Origin of the sequence: Nonlabens sp. Asnod3-H03 (assembly GCF_045063665.1) — a bacterium.
GTDB lineage: Bacteria > Bacteroidota > Bacteroidia > Flavobacteriales > Flavobacteriaceae > Nonlabens > Nonlabens ulvanivorans.
In genome coordinates this window covers 78597-101127 of record NZ_JBEFOD010000006.1, presented here as the reverse complement: position 1 = coordinate 101127, position 22531 = coordinate 78597, and the positions used below count along the sequence as shown (strand labels likewise).

At 35.1% G+C, this 22531-nt stretch carries 25 protein-coding genes; 7 read left to right on the top strand and 18 right to left on the bottom strand.

Annotated elements, in window-relative coordinates; genetic code table 11:
* Positions 1-8 precede the first annotated feature (8 nt).
* From ACJJVI_RS00545 to mraZ, 5 genes are read right to left on the bottom strand one after another with little or no spacing between them, the layout of a single operon-like run.
* Positions 9-1475, bottom strand: coding sequence for a UDP-N-acetylmuramoyl-L-alanyl-D-glutamate--2,6-diaminopimelate ligase (locus ACJJVI_RS00545; protein WP_042270688.1), 1467 nt, complete (start codon positions 1473-1475; stop codon positions 9-11).
* Positions 1472-3463 (bottom strand): penicillin-binding protein, encoded by a 1992-nt coding sequence (locus ACJJVI_RS00540; RefSeq protein ID WP_405349698.1) that lies wholly within the window; start codon positions 3461-3463, stop codon positions 1472-1474. Before ACJJVI_RS00540 ends, ACJJVI_RS00545 begins: the two co-directional genes overlap by 4 nt.
* The gene (locus ACJJVI_RS00535) at positions 3450-3782 is read right to left on the bottom strand and encodes an FtsL-like putative cell division protein (RefSeq protein ID WP_317290104.1); all 333 of its coding nucleotides are present in this window, start codon (positions 3780-3782) and stop codon (positions 3450-3452) included. The genes ACJJVI_RS00540 and ACJJVI_RS00535 overlap by 14 nt, the downstream gene beginning before the upstream one ends.
* A 2-nt stretch (positions 3783-3784) precedes the next feature.
* Positions 3785-4699: a 16S rRNA (cytosine(1402)-N(4))-methyltransferase RsmH gene (gene rsmH / locus ACJJVI_RS00530; RefSeq protein ID WP_042270687.1), complete on the bottom strand. Its 915-nt coding sequence runs from the start codon at positions 4697-4699 to the stop codon at positions 3785-3787.
* Complete coding sequence (gene mraZ / locus ACJJVI_RS00525; RefSeq protein WP_042270685.1) at positions 4674-5141, bottom strand: division/cell wall cluster transcriptional repressor MraZ; 468 nt, start codon at positions 5139-5141, stop codon at positions 4674-4676. The genes rsmH and mraZ overlap by 26 nt, the downstream gene beginning before the upstream one ends.
* Positions 5142-5438: 297 nt before the next feature.
* Here mraZ and ACJJVI_RS00520 point away from each other — a divergent pair, with 297 nt between their 5' ends.
* Together ACJJVI_RS00520 and yihA are read left to right on the top strand one after the other, a co-directional pair.
* Complete coding sequence (locus ACJJVI_RS00520; protein ID WP_036580056.1) at positions 5439-6203, top strand: alpha/beta fold hydrolase; 765 nt, start codon at positions 5439-5441, stop codon at positions 6201-6203.
* Between the two features lie 112 nt (positions 6204-6315).
* A complete protein-coding gene (gene yihA / locus ACJJVI_RS00515) occupies positions 6316-6921 on the top strand; it encodes a ribosome biogenesis GTP-binding protein YihA/YsxC (RefSeq protein ID WP_042248498.1) in 606 nt (201 codons plus the stop codon).
* On the opposite strand, the gene ACJJVI_RS00510 is transcribed toward yihA, so the two are convergent.
* From ACJJVI_RS00510 to gldB, 3 genes are all read right to left on the bottom strand, one after another.
* Complete coding sequence (locus ACJJVI_RS00510) at positions 6918-7166, bottom strand: DUF3820 family protein (RefSeq protein ID WP_036580050.1); 249 nt, start codon at positions 7164-7166, stop codon at positions 6918-6920. The two genes, yihA and ACJJVI_RS00510, sit on opposite strands and share 4 nt — an antisense overlap.
* Before the next feature lie 125 nt (positions 7167-7291).
* Positions 7292-7630, bottom strand: coding sequence for a gliding motility protein GldC (gldC, locus tag ACJJVI_RS00505; protein WP_036580048.1), 339 nt, complete (start codon positions 7628-7630; stop codon positions 7292-7294).
* Positions 7630-8616, bottom strand: a complete 987-nt coding sequence (gldB, locus tag ACJJVI_RS00500) for a gliding motility lipoprotein GldB (protein ID WP_405349692.1) — start codon at positions 8614-8616, stop codon at positions 7630-7632. The genes gldC and gldB overlap by 1 nt, the downstream gene beginning before the upstream one ends.
* A gap of 74 nt (positions 8617-8690) precedes the next feature.
* Here gldB and nadE point away from each other — a divergent pair, with 74 nt between their 5' ends.
* Entirely contained in the window at positions 8691-9482 is a 792-nt protein-coding gene (gene nadE / locus ACJJVI_RS00495) for an NAD(+) synthase (protein WP_405349689.1), read from the top strand.
* 97 nt (positions 9483-9579) lie between these two features.
* Positions 9580-10212, top strand: coding sequence for a response regulator (locus ACJJVI_RS00490; protein ID WP_405349686.1), 633 nt, complete (start codon positions 9580-9582; stop codon positions 10210-10212).
* Here ACJJVI_RS00490 and dnaG read toward each other — a convergent pair.
* The 6 genes from dnaG to ACJJVI_RS00460 all read right to left on the bottom strand — a co-directional run bounded on the left by dnaG (position 10209) and on the right by ACJJVI_RS00460 (position 16631).
* Positions 10209-12170, bottom strand: a complete 1962-nt coding sequence (gene dnaG / locus ACJJVI_RS00485; RefSeq protein ID WP_405349684.1) for a DNA primase — start codon at positions 12168-12170, stop codon at positions 10209-10211. The two genes, ACJJVI_RS00490 and dnaG, sit on opposite strands and share 4 nt — an antisense overlap.
* 228 nt (positions 12171-12398) lie before the next feature.
* Positions 12399-13169: a hypothetical protein gene (locus ACJJVI_RS00480; RefSeq protein WP_042295616.1), complete on the bottom strand. Its 771-nt coding sequence runs from the start codon at positions 13167-13169 to the stop codon at positions 12399-12401.
* A gap of 126 nt (positions 13170-13295) precedes the next feature.
* Positions 13296-14480, bottom strand: a complete 1185-nt coding sequence (locus ACJJVI_RS00475; protein WP_348021399.1) for a hypothetical protein — start codon at positions 14478-14480, stop codon at positions 13296-13298.
* Positions 14481-14559: 79 nt separating this feature from the next.
* Entirely contained in the window at positions 14560-15327 is a 768-nt protein-coding gene (locus ACJJVI_RS00470; RefSeq protein WP_405349681.1) for a hypothetical protein, read from the bottom strand.
* Positions 15317-15877 carry an RNA polymerase sigma factor gene (locus tag ACJJVI_RS00465; protein ID WP_348021397.1) on the bottom strand — a complete coding sequence of 187 codons (561 nt, stop codon included), beginning with the start codon at positions 15875-15877 and terminating at the stop codon, positions 15317-15319. Before ACJJVI_RS00465 ends, ACJJVI_RS00470 begins: the two co-directional genes overlap by 11 nt.
* A 166-nt stretch (positions 15878-16043) precedes the next feature.
* Positions 16044-16631, bottom strand: a complete 588-nt coding sequence (locus ACJJVI_RS00460) for a fasciclin domain-containing protein (RefSeq protein WP_042270675.1) — start codon at positions 16629-16631, stop codon at positions 16044-16046.
* Between the two features lie 110 nt (positions 16632-16741).
* Between ACJJVI_RS00460 and ACJJVI_RS00455 the strand changes: the two genes are divergently transcribed.
* Entirely contained in the window at positions 16742-17305 is a 564-nt protein-coding gene (locus ACJJVI_RS00455; RefSeq protein WP_042288390.1) for an RNA polymerase sigma factor, read from the top strand.
* Positions 17284-18099, top strand: a complete 816-nt coding sequence (locus tag ACJJVI_RS00450) for an anti-sigma factor (protein ID WP_042295625.1) — start codon at positions 17284-17286, stop codon at positions 18097-18099. The genes ACJJVI_RS00455 and ACJJVI_RS00450 overlap by 22 nt, the downstream gene beginning before the upstream one ends.
* Positions 18100-18190: 91 nt before the next feature.
* Here ACJJVI_RS00450 and era read toward each other — a convergent pair whose 3' ends face one another.
* Positions 18191-19093 (bottom strand): GTPase Era, encoded by a 903-nt coding sequence (gene era / locus ACJJVI_RS00445; RefSeq protein ID WP_317290119.1) that lies wholly within the window; start codon positions 19091-19093, stop codon positions 18191-18193.
* An 18-nt stretch (positions 19094-19111) separates the two neighbouring features.
* The gene (locus ACJJVI_RS00440) at positions 19112-19756 is read right to left on the bottom strand and encodes a hypothetical protein (RefSeq protein ID WP_405349677.1); all 645 of its coding nucleotides are present in this window, start codon (positions 19754-19756) and stop codon (positions 19112-19114) included.
* A 368-nt stretch (positions 19757-20124) separates the two neighbouring features.
* On the opposite strand from ACJJVI_RS00440, the gene ACJJVI_RS00435 reads away from it, so the two are divergent.
* Positions 20125-21069 (top strand): mechanosensitive ion channel family protein, encoded by a 945-nt coding sequence (locus ACJJVI_RS00435; protein WP_238566618.1) that lies wholly within the window; start codon positions 20125-20127, stop codon positions 21067-21069.
* Between the two features lie 37 nt (positions 21070-21106).
* Here ACJJVI_RS00435 and ACJJVI_RS00430 read toward each other — a convergent pair whose 3' ends face one another.
* Both ACJJVI_RS00430 and ACJJVI_RS00425 read right to left on the bottom strand, forming a co-directional pair.
* The gene (locus tag ACJJVI_RS00430; protein ID WP_348021392.1) at positions 21107-21916 is read right to left on the bottom strand and encodes a helix-turn-helix domain-containing protein; all 810 of its coding nucleotides are present in this window, start codon (positions 21914-21916) and stop codon (positions 21107-21109) included.
* Positions 21917-22042: 126 nt separating this feature from the next.
* Positions 22043-22522, bottom strand: coding sequence for a hypothetical protein (locus tag ACJJVI_RS00425; RefSeq protein WP_052403549.1), 480 nt, complete (start codon positions 22520-22522; stop codon positions 22043-22045).
* Positions 22523-22531 lie beyond the last annotated feature (9 nt).

Sequence of the window (22531 nt, the reverse complement as noted above, 5' to 3'; positions counted from 1 at the left end):
ATGAATGGTTATTTATTAAGTTGGTTAAGTAGGTCTGCCACAATCATGCGGTCATTAAAATCAGATCGCACACCATTAATTTCTTGATATGTTTCGTGTCCTTTTCCCGCGATAAGAATAATGTCATTAGCTTGTGCCAATTGTACAGCGGTTTTAATAGCATTTCTACGATCGGTTACGGTAAGTGTTTTTTTAAAGTCTATAGGTTCTACACCAGCTTCCATATCTTCTAGGATATTATCTGGATTCTCTGTTCGCGGATTATCACTAGTAAATATGACCTGATCACTTAACGACGCAGCTATATTTGCCATGACAGGTCTTTTAGTTTTATCTCGATCACCGCCACACCCAACAACAGTTATTAATTTTTCATTACGTGTACGGATAGCATTAATCGTCTCTAATACATTCTTTAAAGCATCTGGCGTGTGGGCATAGTCTACAATAGCAGTGATACGTTGTGCGGCAGTTGTAAAATATTGAAATCTTCCAGAAACACCATCTAACTTTGAAATCGCTTCTAAAACCTCAGTAGCCTCTAACCCTAACTCTATAGCACAACCATAAATGGCAAGCACATTATAGGCATTAAATTCACCGATCATTTTAGTCCATAATTCTTGATTATTTACTTTTAATTGTAGGCCACCAAATTGATTCTCTATAATTTGAGCACGATAATCTGTATATGTTTTCAGAGCATAACCTAGCTTACGAGCTTTAGTATTCTGCAACATAAATTCACCGTTCTTGTCATCGCGATTTGTTAATGCAAATGCCTTAGAAGGTAACATATCAAAGAATCGTTTCTTCACATCTCGATACTCTGCAAAGGTGCTGTGATAATCTAGATGATCATGGGTTAAATTTGTAAACATGCCACCTACAAAATATAGACCGGTTACACGTTCTTGATCGATACCATGACTACTCACCTCCATAAAACAATAATCTACACCAGCATCTCGCATTTCGGCAAGATGACTATTTATAGTTATTGGATCTGGAGTAGTATGTTTAGTAGGAATAACTTTACCATTAATTAAAATCTCTACGGTAGAAATTAAACCTGTTTTAAAACCTAGGTTTTTAAATAATTGATATAATAAACTAGTTGTGGTAGTCTTACCGTTAGTTCCAGTAACACCAACTAATTTTAAATCCTTAGAAGGATTACCATAATAATTTGCTCCTATCAGTGCTAGCGCTTTGTGAGCATGATTGACCTGTACATATGTAACATTATCAGATTGGTAATCTGGTAAATCTTCTAATATGACAGCCCTAGCACCACTAGCTACAGCTTTTTCAATAAATTGATGACCGTCTACAGCACTACCTTTAAGAGCTACAAAAACATCTCCTTCTTTAATCTCTCTAGAATCAAAGTGTACTCGTTCTACAGAAATATCTGTAGGACCAATAACCAACTCTAGGCTCACTTTATATAATAAATCTTTTAAATTTCTCATGATAGAGTTAGTGTAATTTGATCATTAGTCTTTACTCGAGTTCCAGGTGCAGCACTTTGTTCTTTAACCTTACCTTTTCCTTTGAGTACTACTTTTGCTCCTAGATTTTCAAGTAATGTCAAAGCATCCATGGCGTCCATACCTTTTAAATTGGGTATTTTATTTGACGTGGATTGAGCTTGTGTATAAAATGCTTCTTGAGACTTTATGATATCATCTGGCGCTATTTCAGGCATAGGCACTTCATCCAGCATAGGATTATTTGCATAAATCTTTTGAGCGATTTTTTTAAACACTGGACCAGCAACGATATTTCCATAGTAACCTTTCGCTGTATTCGGTTTATGTATCACTACTATACAACTATACTTAGGTTCATCTGCAGGAAAATAACCAGCAAAAGAAGCGATATATTCCAGTTTTTTTGTTTTATCTCCGTAACCAGTCTGACAGGTACCTGTTTTACCAGCCATAGAAAAACTTGGGGAATAAAGATTATCTGCTGTACCACGTTTTACAACATTTTCCATCATTACTTTCACCTTGTTTACCGTTTGTTGAGAACAGATAGAAGGGTTTAAAATACTGCGGTCAAACCTTTCAATTAACTGATCTTTAGAGCGTACTTCTCTTATTAAGCGAGGCTTAACCATCACACCATTGTTAGCAATCGCATTATAAAAAGTCAAGGTTTGCAAAGGTGTTAGATGCACTCCATAACCGAAAGCCATCCATGGTAAAGATGTACCGCTCCATTGATTATCCTCGGGATGTGGAATTCTAGGAATACCTTCGCCAGTAATAGATAGATCTAATCTTTTATTTAATCCCATACTATAAAGACGATCAACATATCTAGCGCTTTCATCTTTACCCTTATAATTATCTGTAACCATCTGTACTAAAGCAGTATTAGAAGAAACTTCAAAAGCTCTCGCAACACTTATCTTTCCATAACCGCCGTATTTAGAATCTTTTACATCACGCCCATAATATGAAATTTTCCCTCCTCTTGTATCAAAGACAGTACTTGTATCTACCACCCTATCTTCAAGAGCTGCAACTACACTCATAAGTTTAAATGTAGATCCAGGCTCGTGCGATTCCCATACCGCATAATTGCGCTTTTCAAAATATTTACCACTTTCTCCACGACCTAGATTAGAAAGAGCTTTTATTTCTCCAGTTGCAACTTCCATCACAACTGCAGTACCGTGTTCTGCTTGAAAATACTCTAACTGCTCTAGCAAGGCATGATGAGCAACATCTTGCATGTTCACATCTATAGTAGTGTAAATATCATATCCATCTTGTGGCTCAATCTCATTTGCGCCACTAATAGGTTTCCATTGATTTTGAGAAATTTTTTGTTTTTGGCGCACTCCATTACTACCTCTCAAGTATTGAGAGAAGGCACCTTCTAATCCTACAGGCGCACTACCAGGTTTATCATAACCTACTATACGTTCTGCCATTTTACCTAGAGGATGTTCTCTTACTACACGCTGCTCTACAATGATACCACCTCGATACGGACCTTTTTTAAATAGAGGAAATGATTTAATCTGTATGTAATCACTATAGTTTAAGTTTTTAGTGATTAGCAAATAACGATTACGGTTACTGCGAGCGGTACGTAGTTTTTTAGAAAAATAAGATTTTGGACGGTTTAGCTTTCGCGAAAGCGAGTCACTCAAAGCCCCAATAAACTCATTAAAATCTGCCTCGCTAGGTGCCACTGCATCAAATCTAATATCATATTTTGATATAGAGGTTGCTAGTAATTGCCCATTAGCATCATAGAGATTCCCACGGTTTGCAGGTATAGTATCATTTTTAAAAATTCGCTGTTCTGCCTTCGCACGATATTTATCTCCGTCAATAAATTGAATATTGATAATCTTCACAACAATTCCTAGGGCAATGATTAAAAGCACTGCACCTACAATGTAGATTCTATTCAGTATGCTTTTTTCAGTTGTTGCCATCTGGTGCTGTTGATTTAATAATTATTTTTTGTGGTGGATTTTTTGCCGGTGCAATTCCACGCTTCTTTAATTTATTTGCTATTGTTGATTCCATTTGCAGAAACATCAACTCACGTTGACCATCTACATACTGACTGCGCAATTCATTTTCTTGCTCTGCAAGCTGGCCTATGTAATGCACTTTTTTCTCAAAACTATGCCCAGTGTAGATCATGACTATAGATAGAAATACCGCAAAAATGATAAAGCGCCAATTTTTGAACGCATCATCATTTGTAAGGAAACTACCTTTTAATATGTCATAAACCTTAGACGCCATAACTAATCTTCAATCCGTTGTGCGATGCGTAATTTTGCACTACGTGCACGATTATTTTCTTTAATCTGAGCTGCTGTCGGGACTATTAGCTTACCTACTTTTTTAAAGGGCACACTTGCTCTACCAAAAACATCCTTTTCAGGTTCACCATGAAAAAGACCATTACGCATAAATCGCTTTACAGGACGATCTTCTAAAGAATGATAGGATATCACACTAAGCCTTCCACCTGTTTTTAATATTTCTTTGGACTGCACTAGAAATTCCTCTAACACGTCCATCTCCTGATTCACCTCAATACGTATTGCTTGAAAAACTTGAGCTAGCATTTTATGCTGTATACGCTCTGGAACAAATGGAGCACATATTTCTTTCAATTGAGCTACTGTCTCAATAAGACCTTCATCACGCTTTGCAATGATTGCTCTAGTTAATCTAGGCGCAATACGCAACTCACCATATTCTTTAAAAATTCGATTTAGATCATCTTCATCATAATCATTAACTACTCTAACAGCATCTAGTTCACTTTCTTGATTCATACGCATATCAAGTCTAGCATCAAAACGTGTAGAAAAACCACGATCTGCCTCATCAAACTGATGAGAACTCACTCCCAAATCTGCCAAAATCCCGTCAACCTCTTTCACACCATACATGCGTAAAAAACGCTTCATGAATCGGAAATTTTGATTTATTAAAACAAACCTAGGGTCATCAATCACGTTTTCTAAAGCATCAAGATCTTGATCAAAGGCAAACAACTTACCATCCTCACCTAACCTAGACAAAATTTCACGTGAATGACCACCACCTCCATAAGTCACATCTACGTAAACTCCTGAAGGATGAATAGCAAGTCCGTCAATGGACTCTTCCAGCAATACTGGACTATGATAAGAGTTCTGTTGTGTCATCTCCCATTACTTCTTCTGCGAGATCAGCAAAATCTACAGCAGCCTCATCAATAGCCTGCTCATAACTTTCCTTATCCCATATTTCTATTATATTAATCGCACTCGATACGGTGAGATTTTTAGTAATACAAGCGATGTGTATTAAATCCTTAGGAATTAACAACCTACCATTTGCATCTATTTCTACCGTTTTTACACCAGCAGTAAAACGACGTATGAAGTCGTTATTTTTTTTCTTAAATCGATTGAGCTTATTCATACGCACCATCATTTCATTCCACTCTTTCATGGGATACAACTCTAAGCATGGTTGAAATACGGAACGCTTAAGCACAAAGCCTTCTTGCAAGACTGGCGCTAGCTGTTTTTTCAATGAAACCGGCATCATAAAACGCCCTTTTGCATCGATTTTACACTCGTATGTTCCTATGAAATTGATCAAGCTTAATGAGTTATTATTTCAAATATAAAATTATTACTCCACAATTTACCACTTTTTACCACATTGTTAATAAAACGACGTTATTCTGAATAACTACGGGACTTATGAACAATTCAAATGACAACCTCTTTTTAAGATTTGAGATACTTTAAATATTGCTTTCACATAAATGAACGCTAAAAAACATAAATCGTGTCATGAAGTGGAAAGCCTAAAAATTACCATTATACTCATTTACAATGCATGCATTATATAATGCAAATAAGCTATATTTGCTTACTGTACTAAATACAGTATATGACGCAAGAGCTGATTACCGAAGGAAAATTTGAATACTATGCCACTGGCGAAGGAACACCCATAATCATTTTACATGGTTTAATGGGCGGATTGAGTAATTTTCAAGGCGTGATCGACTATTTCCCTTCTCGTGGATATCAAGTTGTAGTGCCTTCTCTACCGCTATACAGCATGCCTTTACTAAAAACTAGTGTAGGAACATTTGCAAAATACATCAATGAATTTATTGACCACATGGGCTGGAAAGAAGTGATTCTTTTAGGTAATTCTTTAGGTGGCCATATAGGTTTAGTAACTACAAAGTTATTTCCAGATAAGATAAAAGCCTTAGTGATAACAGGTAGCTCTGGCCTTTATGAAAGTGCCATGGGAGAAAGTTACCCTAAACGTGGTAACTATGAGTACATCAAGAAAAAAGCCGAAGGTGTGTTTTATGACCCAGCTGTCGCTACAAAAGAAATTGTCGATGAAGTTTTTGGCGTTGTAAATGATCGTAATAAATTGATCAAAACACTAGCTATTGCAAAAAGCGCTATACGCCACAACATGGCCAAAGACCTTCCTAAAATGCCAACACCTGTTTGTATTATATGGGGAAAACAAGACAGCGTAACGCCTCCAGAGGTCGCTACTGAGTTCCATGAAAAATTACCAGATAGCGAACTTTTCTGGATTGATAAATGTGGTCATGCTGCCATGATGGAGCATCCTGATCAATTTAATGAAATACTAGCTGCTTGGCTAGAAAAAAGAGAGCTGTAAACGATTTATCATCACTATCGTTTTCTGATTTAATTACCCTAAACTTTTACCACTATCTCATTTACCCATTCTTGGTAGTCTAAAAAATTAAGGACTAACTTATCTTTGCCAAATGAAAATAACTAGTTCAGAATTTGTAATTTCAAATCAAGACGTAAAGAGATGTCCCGACAGTAAATTAGCAGAGTATGCTTTTATAGGACGATCTAACGTAGGCAAATCTTCTTTAATCAACATGTTGACCAATAAGAAGAGTCTCGCTAAAACATCAGGACGACCAGGAAAAACACAGTTAATCAATCACTTTTTGATTAACAAAAGTTGGCATCTTGTTGATTTACCAGGCTATGGTTATGCTCGTGTTTCTAAGACTAGTAAGGCAAAATTTCAAAAGTTTATCACTAATTATTTTAAACAAAGGCGTCAGTTAGTATGCGCATTTGTACTAGTTGATGTGCGTCATGAACCGCAGCCTATTGATACAGAATTTATGGAATGGCTAGGTGAGAATGGTATCCCTTTTGGAATTGTTTTTACTAAGGCAGATAAGCTTAAACCTAATGCACTAGAACGCAATGTTGAATTATATAAAAAGCAATTGCTAGATGGCGTCTGGGAAGAGGTCCCACCATACTTTGTGACCAGCTCTAGTAATGGAAATGGTAAAGAAGAATTACTGAACTATATAGGTGAGATTAACGATAACCTAGATAATTAAAAGACTGGTCGATCATTTACCGTCTTGCGACGTATTTCTCTCAAAATATCTTCAATACCGTTAACTTTCATATCATAAACGGTTGTCATGTAACGACCTAACTTACCTTCTGGAAAACCTTTCCGACGGAACCAAACATAATATGACTCTGGCAACTCACTTAAGAATCGCCCTTTATGCTGGCCAAATGGCATTTTATACCATGCCAGCTCTATCAATTGTTTATGATCAAAAAATGGTTCCAAAGTGAGGTGACAAACATTATGTCAGAGACGGATTTTTTTTCACCGCTCTGACTTTACATGATTAATAATTATCCCAGCTACTAAGATCTACTTATACAGCTAACATAATGCAGTAAATAATGGAATTACTTTTTCTTTAACTCTAGCTTTTCTGCAAAGTAGTCACAAAAATCAATCATTGTATCTCTCATCTTATCATCATTAGTCGCTCGATGATAAGAGTCTGCCATTGATACTAAGGTCTGATGAAAAAATACTCTCATCTCGTCAACTGGCATATCTTTAGTCCATAAATCTATACGGAAACTCTCTTTCTCTATAGAATCCCACATAGATACCATCATTGCTTTAGCTTCTGCTCCTGTAACGCCACCATCTGGCGCACTCCATCTAATATGTTCTGGAACACGATTTTCATCTAGTTCAATTCCTATTTTAATCTCTGATCTATGATTTTGAGCCATTATTGTTTTGGTTTATATCCTGATTTATTAAAAATAACATCTGCTGGCAAAGTGAGCATTGCATCTAATGAAGTGTCATTATTCTCCATGTAAGACTTAACAATACGATAGCCTATATACTGACCTACTCCACCTGGAGTATTTTGATCTACTTCTAAGTAAAATTTTGAAAACGGTGCCGGTAATATAAAACGTGATTGTAATTTTGGATTAGTATTATACAACAAGTTTTCATCTACAAAGAAACTCCACATTTGAGATTCGTTATTTACTACAAAGTCAAATTTTTCGGGCGCATAATTAAATATCTGGGCTCCTGTTGATTGCGGCGCAAACAACTCTTGTACATAATGAAGCTTACCGTGATACACCATAGATCCCAGTAATGATCTATCCATGGATGGCTTTACAAATAAATAAGCATAAGCTAGACCTACGTCTGCTGGCAAATGTTCTATTTGCAAACCTTGTTTTTGATAATTACTAATCCCAGCATAAAGCTCGTGGTCATTACCTAGATAGGTATCTATCGCAATCAATAGCTGAGCCTCAGTAGGCGTTACCTTGCGTCTATAATCTACTTGAGATATAACAGTAACTATATCTGGGGTTTCAAATTCTGGAAAATAATATTCTACATGCCTGAAAACATTATCTACTTCATCATGTATTTTTTGATAATCAAATTTGCGATCCATCACCGCATTCTCTAGCACCATTTGAATCGTGTCTGCACCTGTTAACTTTGCAATCCACACACTATCTGCAAAACGTTGAGGAAACAACATTGAATATTCCTGCTTTAAACTACTTAAATCGTCTGGAGTGGCTTGAGCAAACTCTTCATGAAACAATTTGATTTCAGATTGTATGGGTATTGCAGCAATTTCCTGCTCTAACCTCGATGAATCGTTACACGACGAGAGTATGAATAACGCTTTCGCGAAAGCGAGATATTTAAAACCTCTGTAAATCTTATACTTCATAGTCCTATAACGACGCTTTTTTTAATTAATTTTAAGGCTGCAAAAATACAGCTAATCTATATCAATTAAAGACTATGAAAGTAGATAAAGTAACAGATCATATTGTAACATGGCTTAAAGACTATGCCACCAAAGCAGGAGTAAAAGGATATGTTGTAGGTGTAAGCGGCGGAATTGATAGTGCCGTTACCTCAACCCTATGTGCCATGACAGGTCTAGATGTCTTATGTGTTGAGATGCCTATACACCAACATCAAGATCATGTAACCCGAGCTCAAGAACATATTAAACAATTAAAATCGAGGTTTGATAATGTAAACGATGTGCGTAGTGATCTTACACCGGTTTTTGATAGCTTTATAGACAACATGCCAGACATAGAAGATAGCGCACTAGTAGAATTAACTCGTGGAAACACACGTGCGAGATTGAGAATGACGACATTATACTATCATGGTGGCGTTCATGGACTGCTGGTTGCTGGAACTGGAAATAAAGTTGAGGATTTTGGCGTTGGATTTTACACTAAATATGGAGATGGTGGTGTAGACGTAAGTCCTATTGCAGATTTAATGAAAAGCGAAGTGTATAAAATAGGGAAACATGTATTAGTCCCAGACAGCATTATGAAAGCAGCACCTAGTGATGGATTATATGGAGCAGAACGTACTGACGAAGATCAAATAGGCGCTAGTTATGATGAGCTAGAACATATCATGAACGAGATTAGTGACGGAAAAACGGTGAGTGATTTCACCGGCAGAAAGCTAGAAGTGTTTAACCTTTATAGCGTTTTAAACAAAAAGAATCAACACAAAATGAACCCTATACCTGTTTGCATAATCCCTAAAAACCTTATAAAATAGGACATAACAGCCTAATAAGCAAGGAAATACTTACATTATTATCGATTGTAAAGCCTAATTAATCGTTGTATATTTGTACTTACAAATACCCCTAAAAATGAACGTTTTATTAGCAGACCATCACCCTGTATTCCGAAGAGGAATTAAAAGTCTGATGAAGGACAGTAAGCGTTTACGCTTCACTGGCAAGGTAGAAGATGGAGAGATGCTCTTATCAGGCATCAAGGAGCATAAACCAGACTTATTAATCCTAGAAATTGACTTACCTAATTCTAACGGTGCTGGCGCATTGAGAGATATACGCTCTCACTTCCCAGACCTGAAAGTACTTATCGTAAGTTGTCACCCAGAAGAGATATATGCCATAAGTGCCATTAAAGCTGGCGCAAATGGATATATCGCAAAAACTAAATCTTCTAAAGAGATTAAGAAAGCGATCGAAACTGTGATCAGTGGAGAAACATTCTTATCTGATTCTATCAAAGAAGTAATGAACTCAAAAAGTAAAACTGGTAAATCTGTAACTCTACGTTACAAAAAATTATCTGCCAGAGAAATTGAAGTTCTTAATTTACTTTCTAGAGGAAAAAGAAATAAGGAAATATCGCAAATCTTGAGTATCAACGAGAAAACTGTAAGTACTTACAAAACTCGCTTACTTAAAAAACTTAATGTAGATAATATCGCAGACTTGATACATCAGTCTCGAATTCTACAAATCACCTCTTAGACTACACGGTTTAGGCGTCTCCCCAGATATCTACTCAATTTATTATAGTCCCTTACAGTAGATAGTACATCAGTATTATCTACTGCGGGATCTTTAGATATAGTTTCAAATAAAGCTTTTATCTTCTCTTCTATCATTAACCTTCGGAAATTTAAAATGGCATCCATTGTATAAGTGGAAACCGTTTCATCCTTAGACTTTACAAAGATCATTTTACCATCCCATTTATGCAGTTGATATTTATCCTCTTGCATCACTAGATCTGCAACTAGTCTAGCCTCATGCTCATTAAGTGTAGACATAACCTGATTAAGATCTACTTTACCTTGCATAAGCAATAAATCTACTATCTTAGGGTACAAAGTTTTAAAAATGGAGTTGGAAAACTCTATTTCATCGTTTTGAAGGTCGAGATAAACCTTTTCATAAACTGGCATCGTAACTTTAACAGGTTCAACGACTAGCTCACCATCATCGGACTCTTGTAAAAACTCTTCTTTAAAATCTTCTACTTTATCACCGTATAATAATAAGATTTTAATGATAGCGTGCTCAAGTACAGATCGTCTATCCACTTTTACGGCAGCCTCTGCGTTTTCAACTTTCTTTAATGGTTGGGATTGTTGATCACGACGATCTTTCTTGCGTTGCTCCTTTAAACCTGCATTACGATTTTGGGCTAGTGAAGAAAATAATACATCCTCGCCTATGTCTAGTATAGCAGCGCTTTCTCTTACATAAATCTCTCTAGAAATATCATCAGGCACCTTTGCAATACTCTGGACAATATCTCTAATCATCTCTGCTTTTTTGATAGGATCTCCAGCAGCTTCATTTTTAAGTAAATTAGATTTAAAACTTATAAAATCTACCGAGTTTGCTTTTAAGAAGTCTGCAATTTCTGTCTGTGTATGTGCTTTTGCAAAGCTATCTGGATCTTCACCTTCTGGAAAAGTACAAATACGGACATTCATTCCTGCTTCTAGAATTAAATCAATTCCACGTATAGCGGCACGCATTCCTGCGGCATCACCATCATAAAGAACAGTAATATTTTTAGTAAGCCTTTGTATTAATCTGATTTGCTCTTTAGTTAAGGCGGTACCAGAACTAGACACTACGTTTTTAACGCCAGCTTGATGAAGCTGTATCACATCTGTATAACCTTCTACTAGGTAACATAAGTCTTCTTTAGCAATGGATTGCTTTGCCTCATAGATACCATATAGCACCTTAGACTTATCATAGATATCACTTTGTGGCGAGTTAAGATATTTTGCGGCCTTCTTATCATTAGTAAGAATCCTACCACCAAAACCTAATACTCTACCTGACAAACTACGTATAGGAAACATCACTCGACCTTTAAACCGGTCAAATTGTTTTTCTTCCTTAACGATGGTTAAACCAGTTTTATCAAGAAACTCTAATTGATATCCCGCTTTTATAGCAGCATCAGTAAAGGCACTCCACTGATCTGGAGAATATCCTAATTGAAAGTACTTAATCGTTTCATCAGTAAAGCCACGCTCTTTAAAATAGCTGTAGCCTATAGCTTTACCCATTTCGGTTTTGAGCTGTGACTCCATCCATTCTGCAGCAAATTTAGAAACCAAAAACATAGATTCTTTTTGATCTTGTGTTTGCTTTTCTTCATCGGTTTGTTGAGTTTCTATAATCTCAATACCGTATTTATTTGCTAACCATTTAATGGCCTCAGGAAATGTAAAATGCTCATGTTCCATTAAAAATGTCACTGCATTTCCTCCTTTACCAGAACTAAAATCTTTCCAAATTTGCTTTACAGGTGATACCATAAAACTAGGTGAGCGCTCATCAGAGAACGGACTTAAACCTTTAAAGTTTGAACCTGATTTTTTGAGTTGTACAAAGTCACCTATTACCTCTTCAACTCGAGCGGTTTCAAAAACATTATCTACAGTAGTACGTGATATCAATTTATGGAAATTCTAATTTATGGTAACTTTTAACTCTACAGTAAAAATAGCTGACTGCTATTTACTTTGCTTCCGAATCAGAATGTAAAAATAAGAATTAAGCAGCATAAGTAAATGAATCAAACTGACAGTAATTTCTACGAACTCGATATTAGTCTCGCTTTCGCGAAAGCGTATAAAAAAAGCCCTTATCATTATAAGGGCTTACTTCATTGCAATTATTGATTTCTATCTGAATCGAACACCCAAGGTAACGTACTGTTGTTGCACTGGTGAGTCTTTAAAAATATCGTTTAATCCATAAGTCGCAAAAATTTGCGAGTCATTCCATCCCGCATAAACACTTAAGCCGTATTGAAAATTATTTACTTCAAAGTCATTAGTAAGCGTGTTAGTGACGTCACGACCTTCACGCTCATATTTAATTTCTTGAGAAGAAGTTGAAACCAGCCCTATATATCCACCTACACCTACTACAAATGGTTTTGCACCACCATAGCGCTTGATACCGTCTTCATAATCTTTTAAATCACGTCTCCCAAATTCAAGATGTACTGGTGCTAATATACTTACTTGAGTGAATCGTGAGCCATCTAAATCAAATCCGGCATCCTCTAATCTCGTGACATTATTAAATGTACTAAAAATCTTATCATCATTAATCCTTAAACTTTGAATGCGCATAGTAAGTCCATAGTTGAACCTCATAAAATCATCTTCCTTTTTAAGTCTTGTCGAGAATTCCAGTCCAACATCAAATACACCTGATCCCCAAAAACGATAATCATCACCTATACCATTGCCATCTCCTAAGGCCTGATTAAATCCAAAACCGACATACAGCTTTGTATTAGTCATGACCGTTTCTTGATCTCTTCTAGATTCATCAAACAAGTCTAGAAAATCGTAAGGCGCATCTTCCAGCTCATTTTCTTCTTGAGCATAACCTAGATTAAACAAACCGATAACTGTAATAATTAAAAGTAGATTAGTTTTCATAAAACATTTTTATTTAAAGTTAATGTAGTGATAGTAATGCGATTATACATTAACTAATTTTTAACCATAGAAACAGCTCATGTTATTAAACAAGAGCTGTTTCACTGGCTAATTCAAATCTTTATTTTATTGAATCCTAATACCGAATGTCACATATTGAGCGTCTACAGAATCGCTTTTAAATACATTATTGAAATTCATACGACCAAAGAAGGTAAAACTATCTTTACCTACGTAGGCATCAATACCATATAACAATACTTCGTTATCGAAATTATTAATTCGAGTTTCCTTAATCTCACGTCCATCTAAATCATATTTTAATTTTAAACGTGAACTCATATTAAAACCGGCAAATCCACCGATACCAAATTTCCATTTATCATATTCTTGAAAACGTACACGACCATCTTCATATTCTTTACGGTCACTACCACCGAACTCTAAGTGTAGAGGAAATACCAACTGATCCTGACGGAATTTTGCTTTTTTAGTATCAAAACCTATAGCCGCTACTTGAGCTTGATCGCCTTGAGTTATAAACCTATTACCATTAAGCTCTGTACCTTGTGTTTGATACTCTACACCATACATTAACCTTACATGGTTGTTTTTATCAAGTGTCGTTTTCCATTGATATCCTAGAGAGAAATAGTTATTATTAGGGTAACTAAAATCATTGATTCCTAGATTCTCACCATTCATATAATTGTATCCAAAACCTAGGGTAAATCCAGAAGTCGTCTTGATATACTTTTGATTTTGCCTATTATTCTCAATATTAATACTGATTCCCTTTTTAGTAGAAATCTCAAGTGTTGATGAGGCATGGTCCTCTAATCTATAATCATAAAATGCAGAGGTACGGTTAACCTTAATTAAATTAATTTCGGCATCTGTTTTCACTCTATGTTGAGTAATGATCTCTGCAAGATCTTCGGCAAACTTTGCTTTGGATTCATCTGCTTGTTCTTCACTAATTTTATTATCCTCTAAAGATTTATTAACTCGCTCAATCATCGTTTTGAATTGAGTCTTTTTATCTGACACGTAAAGGCTATGACTTTCTTCTAACGCCGCTATTGCAGATTCACTACTCATTATTTTTCTCTCATGAGCGCCAGGAGTTCCATTAACATATTTTATAACTTTACCATCTACTGTATCTATTTGAACAGGATATTTTTCTCGCATTTTTGCAGCTCTAATAGAATCTCTTCTAGTAGGTTTTTTTTCAGTTTCTTGAGCTTGAGTAAATAGTCCTAAAAAAAGAGATAAAATCAAGCTTGCAATAAGTACATGTGTTTTCATAATTTTTAATTTTTAGATATAAGTATGGCTGTCCGTTGTACATAAACAGCTGTTTTAAAGGTTATTAAATTGGTTTTGTTTATTTATTACGATCTACGATTGCAACAGCTTCTGCTCTTAAGAAATTAAGTCCACCTTGTATGCTGTTTTGCAATTTACTTCTATTATCAGATTCGATATCCCATTCTGTTTCTCTCAATAATTTATCGGGATTGATTGTCTTTACAGCCACTTCTGTGACCTCAACTTTACCCATCGCTTTATTAAGTAAAAGTTCCATTTCTTCTTCGGCAGTAAGTTGTTTTTCTATAATATGCTGATTAGACACACTAGCCATTGCTGTATCCTCATTACCCTTTGATAATGCCTTATCTATATTTAAAGATGATGCGGGATTTTGAACATTGATTGCTTGATCTTTTACTTTAGAATTTACAGTCTTAGGTTGCTTGTTATTTTGAGCAATCGATTGATTTTTTATAGCATTATTATTAGAGTCATCATTATTTTGAACCTCAGTATTAACCGTGCTAGCTACATCAATATTTTTATCACGTTCTAATTTAGGCTCAACAATTAGTAAGTCGTCTTTAGCATTATCTGTATTCAAGGGTAAAGTGTTAACTATCTTATCATCGCTATTGATAATCGCCTCATTAGATAGTGATGGATACAATAATAACGCAGCAATAAAAATAGCGGCGATAGCGCTTAACCAATAAATAACCACTGGCTTTTTACTCTTCTTATCATCTTCATCTAATCGAGCAGACAGCACGTCCCAAGAGCCTGCACTAGGCTTTATCTCTCTCTTTTCAAAAGTGTTTTTTATATTATTAAGCTTCATAATGCTTCTTTTTCATCATTTTTAATTCTTCCTGCAGCATCAATCGCGCTTTACGGAACTGTGTTTTTGAGGTACTCTCACTTATTTGAAGTACTTGAGCAATCTCGCCATGTTTAAAACCATCTATTGCATACATTACAAAAACAGTTTTATACCCTACCGGCAATCCATCAATGGCCTGTTGCAGAACATTCATATCAATATCGTCATCTGTATCTTCATCCATACAGGCAGGCTCTTTTTCTTCATCAATACTAGAAGAATATTTAAAAGGGTCTTTCTTGCGTAAATAGTCAATACACTCTCTAACCATTATACGTCTTACCCATCCTTCAAAGCTTCCCTGATGTGAAAAACTATCTAGTTTTGTAAATACTTTAAAAAAACCGTTAAGCATCAATTCTTCTGCCAGTTCCACAGGTGATACATATTGTCTACAAACACTCAGCATTCTAGATGCATGCTTATCATAAAGATGCTTCTGGGCTTTCCTATCGCCAGCAGCAGCTTTTTCAATAAGCTTTTTTTCGTTAGTATAGAGTTGTATCACTTTCACAATTTACAGACTTTCTATTAACATAGACGAGATGTTTTTAAAAAGGTTGTCTAGATTATAAAAAATATTTGATTTTTATTTCGCTTTCGCGGAAGCGCATAAAAAAACCTCTCTTAATCCACATGATTAAAAGAGGTCTTAGAGCAATTTTTAGGGAAAATTACTCTTTTGGAAGCACTACGGTATCAATAGCGTGAATCACACCATTAGTAGCTTCAATATCTGTTACGGTTATTGTAGAACTTCCGCCATTTGCATCTTGCAAAACTACTTTTCCATCTACTAGGCTTGCATAAATAGGCTGACCTTGTACTGTAGTAGCCATAAACCCACCACCATTACTTTCTATATTTGCAATAATTTTTGCCGCTGTCCATTCGCCAGGGATGACATGATATGCAAGGATACTTGCAATCTTATTTTTATTTTCTTCTTTTAATAATGTAGCAATTGTTCCCTTTGGTAGTTTATCAAAAGCACTATTTGTAGGAGCAAAAACGGTAAAAGGCCCATCACCTTGTAAGGTCTCTACTAAATCTGCAGCTTTTACAGCAGCTACTAATGTAGCAAAACGTTTATCTGATGCTGCAACACCTATAATATCGTCAGACATGACTGGTGATGTTGATGGTTGAAGAACAGCTGTATGTGCAAGGCTAGCTGAGGCTAGTTGCTGGTCTGATTGTGCATTTACACTTAATGCTAATCCTAAGAAAAATAGTGCGGTAAAGAGGTTTGTTAATTTCATTTTCAAGTTTTATTTTGTTAATTATTTGAAAGTTTGATGCATCTAAGGGTAATACGCCCGTAACTTTGAAATGGATTTTTAACAAGTACTAAAAAAAAGTTAAAACAACATTGACTCCTATTTTAGAACAACATATCGTTGAATTAATAAAGCAAGGCGACCAGCGTGGCATGAGTTTACTCTATGACAATTATGGACCTGCTTTATATGGATGCGCTTTAAAACTAACTAAGGATAAAGATGCTTCAAGCGACATTTTACAGGATGCTCTTATCAAAATATGGAACAATAGCAGCAGCTATAATCCAGACAAAGCAAAGTTTTTTACTTGGTGTTATGGTATCACTCGCAATACGACTATTGATTATTTAAGAAAAGTTCAAAAAAAACAGAGTAAAGAAATCCAATTAAAGAATCGAGACGTATATCCTATAGAGGACACTATTAATCAAGATGATAAAGAAAGTCTTAAAAGGCAAATTAGTACCTTAGACACAAAATACATCTCGGTATTAGATGCGGTTTTTTATAAAGGAATGACACATATGGAGGCTGCAGACTATTTAGACATTCCTCTAGGAACTTTTAAAACTAGGATGCGTGCCGCTTTAATTGAGTTGCGCTCGATTAATAAAGGAATCACCATCCTATTATGGATTTTATTACTATCATGAAATTAGAGAATCAACATATCGAAGAGTTTTTACAATCTGGATTACTAGATCGCTATGTCATTGGTGACACATCTGATACTGAGAATACTATGGTTGAGGATATGATCAACCAGTATAGTGAGGTTCAACTAGCTTATGATAAGTTACAAGAAGAGCTTTTCTTATATGCAAATACAAATGCGATTACACCACCAAATTACTTAAAAGAACAGATTTTAAATAAAGTAACAACTAGAAAAGAATTAGAACCAGAATATAGTAAACATGAAAACTGGTTAAGTATTGCAGCTGTTATCGTTGCTCTGCTAGCATTATCTGGGCTAGGTTATCTATATCAACAAAACACTGGTCTTAAACAAGAAATTGTAGAAACAACTACTCAATTTGAAAACCTAGAGCGTGATTATGAACTTAATGACACTCAAAAAAGAATATTAGAAATGCGCCTTGCGTTTATAGAAGCTGGTGATACTGAGAAATATTTAATGCGAGGTTATATAGAAGAAGAACCGTTACGTGTTATTGCATATTATAATCAACCAGCTGGTAAAGCTCAAATTGAAATTGCTGCATTACCTGAACTAGAAAACGGACTGGACTATCAATTATGGGCAGATGTAGACGGCGAGATGGTTTCCCTTGCTGTGTTAAACGATTTGAAACCTAAAACGATAAGTGCTGAAATTTTAAAAAAAGCATCAGATTTAAATATCACCATTGAAAAAGCTGGAGGAAGCAAGCACGCAAGTGTTGAAAACCTTGTATCATCGATACCACTAAATACAATACCATAATCTACTATAGATTTTAAAATACTCTTTTCAAAAGTAAAGCCGATGTTGATTGAACAGCATCGGCTTTATGATTTTATATGATTGAAAAGATTTATTTATTCTCTCCTTTATAACCAAAACGTCGCAGCTGTTTCTCATTACTACGCCAGTTTTTATTCACTTTTACATACAACTCTATATGAACTTGCTTACCAAAGAATTTTTGCAAATCCTTACGAGCCTCAGTACCAACACGTTTAATAGCAGCACCTTTATGACCTATTATAATACCTTTTTGAGTCTCGCGCTCTACCATAATCACTGATCGTATTCTTATAATATCTTCATCTTCAAAAAACTCTTCTGTATCAATCTCTACAGAGTATGGAATTTCTTTTTTGTAATGAATTAAGATTTTCTCGCGTATGCTTTCATTTACAAAAAATCGTTCTGGTTTATCCGTTAAAGCATCTTTAGGATAAAAAGCTGGTGAGGCAGGCAATATCTCTACAATACGTGCCATTAATTGTGGGACACCAAAATTCTCTAAAGCACTAATTGCAAAAATCTCTGCATTAGGCAATCTCTCTTTCCAGTGTTCAACAGCCTCTTCTAATTGAGAAGCCTGTCCTTTATCAATCTTATTAATCAATACAATAACAGGAACCTCTGCAAAGGTTAATCGTTTTTCAAACGCTTCATTTTTAAGTTCCTTTTCACCTAGTTCTACCATATACAGAATACAATCTGCATCTTCAAAAGCATTTTTTACAAACTCCATCATACTTTCTTGAAGCTTGTATGCTGGTTTAATAATACCAGGTGTATCACTCAATACCATTTGAAAATCCTCACCATTTACAATACCTAATATACGGTGACGTGTCGTCTGTGCTTTTGAAGTGATAATAGATAAACGCTCACCTACTAGAGCATTCATCAATGTAGATTTTCCAACATTAGGATTCCCTACTATGTTAACAAAACCTGCTTTATGTTCTACTTTCTCTTCCATGTGACAAAGGTAGCCGTTTTAAAATTGTGGCTTTTCAATTAAGGCTTTTAAAAATGTAGATTCGACGTTTTTCACATCATTTTCCATCATCGCAATTTTAGTCTTAGAAGCGATTGCCGGAAATCCCTTAAAATTATATGTTAACCACTCTACATTCTCACCATCACGATTTGTAACATCTTCTATAGAGAAGGCATTTTGAGCCATCTTTTCGGCCTCTGGAAAAAAGAAAAGTTGGTCACTAGCAGTAAGGTTATAATCTTGAATGGCTTTTATAAAGCGCGCTCCATTTTCTGATGGTTGATCACCATTAAACAATAATTGATCTGTGTCTTCATCCATCTTTTCAAAATCACCTGATTCACCTACTTGATCATTAATTAAACCTCTTACATGCTGTAATTCAGTCAGTAATCGTTCTGACTTGGTATGAAACTCATTCATATGGTTATAGGCACTTGCATATACCGCTGGGTTTGCCATGGCGCTATCTGTTATCGTTTTCATTAAAGACTCGATTTCCTTTGATTTATCAAGTGAAGCTGCTTCCACATTAAGTTCTATGGCATCAAATGCCTCAGTAGTTTGCTTATTAAAAAAAATACAAGCCGTTATAGTAAACAGTAATGCTATTGAAAATAGAATGTATAAGTGTTTTTTCATGGTGATTTGGTTGTTTATTCCGCTTTCGCGATAGCGAAATTATACTATTATTCCTTAATTAATTGTCTTACCGTTTTGGAACCTTCCACATCGATAATGGTTAGAAAGTAAATTACTGAAGGAAGTTTTGAAGTATTGATAACGTTGCTGTTTAAAAGTGAACTTACTGGCTGACCTAAAGTACTATTTTATAAATGATTATCTCTTAGCAATAGATACATCTTAATTTAAATGTTAATTTTTAAGGATACTTGAAGTAAATTTTGTTTTTATTAAGGATATCTAGTTAAACCATGTTAAATAAAATATACACACTGTTAAATAGCTTTACTTTTATGGGGAATTAAAATCAACCCAATTAATTATTTATGATATTCCAACAGGAAAATACAAAAGAAGTAGCAGCTGCTGCCGCAGAAGCTGAAGCAAAATCTAATATGACTACCACTGAATTGATATTAGATCAATTAGAATCATGGTATGAAACTCTTATCACCAACTTGCCTAGCATGGCAGTTGCACTTATCGTATTAATAGTAACTTATTTTATATCAAAATGGGTTAGTCGAGGTGTACAAAAACTAGTACAGCATAAAGTTAATCAAGTATCTGTACGTAAACTAATAGGTAAAGTCGCTGCAGCGGTAGTAATTGTAGGTGGTTTGTTTATTGCCTTAAATGTGCTGGATTTAAATGAAACGGTACAAGCCATAATTGCTGGTGCTGGTGTATCAGGTCTGGTTATAGGTCTTGCCTTACAAGGTACTTTATCAAATACTTTAAGCGGTGTACATTTAAGTTTTAGAAAGATGGTAAGCGTTGGCGATTGGGTAGAAACTAATGGCTATGAAGGTGAAATTATCTCTATCGATTTGAACAAATTCATCATGCGTGAGGCTGATAATAATACAGTAATTATACCTAATAAGTTAATCATGGATAATCCCATGAAGAATTATGGACTTACTAAAACCATGCGTGTTATTGTACATTGTGGTGTTGGATATGAGAGTGATTTAGATCACGTAAGAGAAGTAGCTAAACAAGCGATTATCGATAATTTTGATCAAATTAATTCTAAAGACGACGTAGAATTTTATTATAGAGAATTTGGTGATAGTAGCATTAACTTCATGTTGAGGTTCTATTATGATATTGAAAATGGATTACAAAAGTTAATCAATACTAGTGAAGCTATTATTGTTATCAAAAAAGCATTTGACAAAGAAGGAATTAATATACCATTCCCGATAAGAACATTACAGTTTGACAATCAATTGCAAATGCAAAATGTTCCTGAACAACAAAGTTAGAGTAGTTTAGATTTATAGATTGAGAATCCCTAGATCATTAATGATCTAGGGATTTTTTATTGGAATTATCCCAAGCTTTATACAGAAGTATAATTAGCATAATTTCAAAAGCTAATGTTGCTAGAATCCCTAGCGGAAATAGAATGATTAAACAGAAAGACACACCACCAATAATACCTATAATTCCTGCCCATTTTGCAAGTTCTCCCAGTTGTACGCGATGAGTAAAAAATCCTATTGCCAAAAACAGATATATCAATCCATAGAGGAAAAGAGAAGAGTATGATAGCACCATGCCTATTCCTTCATTTTCATCAAGAAAATTAGAATAAAACAAGAAGTCAATAATATAAAATATTGCGAGTAAAGCTATTGCACCATAGGAAGCATTTTTAATTAACGAGCTTTCATTTAATCGACCATAGTGCGCGATAGCTATTAGTAAAACAGTTAAAGTTAAGTATTCAATAATTACACTTGCTGCATAAATAATAGGTGACATAAGCTCAGTATTAAAAGCTTCGTTTATACTTACCAACACATTTAAAGTACCTAATATTAAATAGATGATACCAGCAATCATTCCCCAACCTAGTAAAGACTTATTATAATTAATGGCAGGTAAAACATCAGGTTGTTTTTCTGATTTTTTAAAAACCTCATCAATGGACTTCCCTAATGCTTCAAAAATATTCTTAACCGTGTAACTTCTAGGAGTCACATCTCCATTCTCAATGCGTTGTATAGTGCGTACGTTAATATTGCACAGCTCAACAAGCTCTTCTTGAGTAAGTCCTTTTTCTTTTCTTAATTGTGCAATGTAGTTTCCTAATTCTGGCTGGTTCATAACAAATGGGTTTTAAAATTCATGCAGCAATATTACTGGATATGACAAGCTAGGTCAAAATATTTTAAGCAACTTATACCCGACATTTACACGGCAAAGCCTTGAGTAGCCTATAAAAATGGTAAATCAATCTTTTGATTGTCTAGTTGAATGCATTAACTCTAATTTCCAAACAGAATCTTTTTTAACAGCTACAACACTTTCTAACCAGCTACTTTTAAAACTAAGAGTGTCTAACTTGAACGTACCGTAATTGTGATATGCTAGCCATAATTTATCACCGTTACGTTTTGCCGCAATTCTTTCAAAATTATTGATGCGGTCAAATTGGAGCTCTCTTTTCTTAGCACTTTTACACCAATTTGCAATGGTGTCATTATTCCATACCTCACCGTGTTCTAACAGCAAAAAATCATCTGTTTGATACTTAGTTATTGCTGCCTCATCATAATCTGACCAGACTTCATCAAATAAGTTTTGAACCACTTCCTCTACAGCAATCGTGGCTTCTTCATCAGTTTCTTGAAGTTTTTCGGCTGTTGCGGTCGAGCAAGCATACACGATTACTATTAAGAAGAATAATGTCAGTAGTTTAATAATTTTCATAAGAATAGA

Coding starts and splice junctions, on each gene's coding strand:
- era (WP_317290119.1), bottom strand. CDS start 19,093: ATGGAAGAGAAAGTAGAACATAAAGCAGGTTTTGTTAACATAGTAGGG.
- ACJJVI_RS00440 (WP_405349677.1), bottom strand. CDS start 19,756: ATGAAAAAACACTTATACATTCTATTTTCAATAGCATTACTGTTTACT.
- ACJJVI_RS00480 (WP_042295616.1), bottom strand. CDS start 13,169: ATGAAAACTAATCTACTTTTAATTATTACAGTTATCGGTTTGTTTAAT.
- nadE (WP_405349689.1), top strand. CDS start 8,691: ATGAAAGTAGATAAAGTAACAGATCATATTGTAACATGGCTTAAAGAC.
- rsmH (WP_042270687.1), bottom strand. CDS start 4,699: ATGACACAACAGAACTCTTATCATAGTCCAGTATTGCTGGAAGAGTCC.
- ACJJVI_RS00475 (WP_348021399.1), bottom strand. CDS start 14,480: ATGAAAACACATGTACTTATTGCAAGCTTGATTTTATCTCTTTTTTTA.
- ACJJVI_RS00545 (WP_042270688.1), bottom strand. CDS start 1,475: ATGAGAAATTTAAAAGATTTATTATATAAAGTGAGCCTAGAGTTGGTT.
- ACJJVI_RS00540 (WP_405349698.1), bottom strand. CDS start 3,463: ATGGCAACAACTGAAAAAAGCATACTGAATAGAATCTACATTGTAGGT.
- ACJJVI_RS00435 (WP_238566618.1), top strand. CDS start 20,125: ATGATATTCCAACAGGAAAATACAAAAGAAGTAGCAGCTGCTGCCGCA.
- gldB (WP_405349692.1), bottom strand. CDS start 8,616: ATGAAGTATAAGATTTACAGAGGTTTTAAATATCTCGCTTTCGCGAAA.
- ACJJVI_RS00520 (WP_036580056.1), top strand. CDS start 5,439: ATGACGCAAGAGCTGATTACCGAAGGAAAATTTGAATACTATGCCACT.
- ACJJVI_RS00425 (WP_052403549.1), bottom strand. CDS start 22,522: ATGAAAATTATTAAACTACTGACATTATTCTTCTTAATAGTAATCGTG.
- ACJJVI_RS00535 (WP_317290104.1), bottom strand. CDS start 3,782: ATGGCGTCTAAGGTTTATGACATATTAAAAGGTAGTTTCCTTACAAAT.
- ACJJVI_RS00490 (WP_405349686.1), top strand. CDS start 9,580: ATGAACGTTTTATTAGCAGACCATCACCCTGTATTCCGAAGAGGAATT.
- ACJJVI_RS00450 (WP_042295625.1), top strand. CDS start 17,284: ATGGATTTTATTACTATCATGAAATTAGAGAATCAACATATCGAAGAG.
- ACJJVI_RS00460 (WP_042270675.1), bottom strand. CDS start 16,631: ATGAAATTAACAAACCTCTTTACCGCACTATTTTTCTTAGGATTAGCA.
- yihA (WP_042248498.1), top strand. CDS start 6,316: ATGAAAATAACTAGTTCAGAATTTGTAATTTCAAATCAAGACGTAAAG.
- gldC (WP_036580048.1), bottom strand. CDS start 7,630: ATGGCTCAAAATCATAGATCAGAGATTAAAATAGGAATTGAACTAGAT.
- ACJJVI_RS00470 (WP_405349681.1), bottom strand. CDS start 15,327: ATGAAGCTTAATAATATAAAAAACACTTTTGAAAAGAGAGAGATAAAG.
- ACJJVI_RS00430 (WP_348021392.1), bottom strand. CDS start 21,916: ATGAACCAGCCAGAATTAGGAAACTACATTGCACAATTAAGAAAAGAA.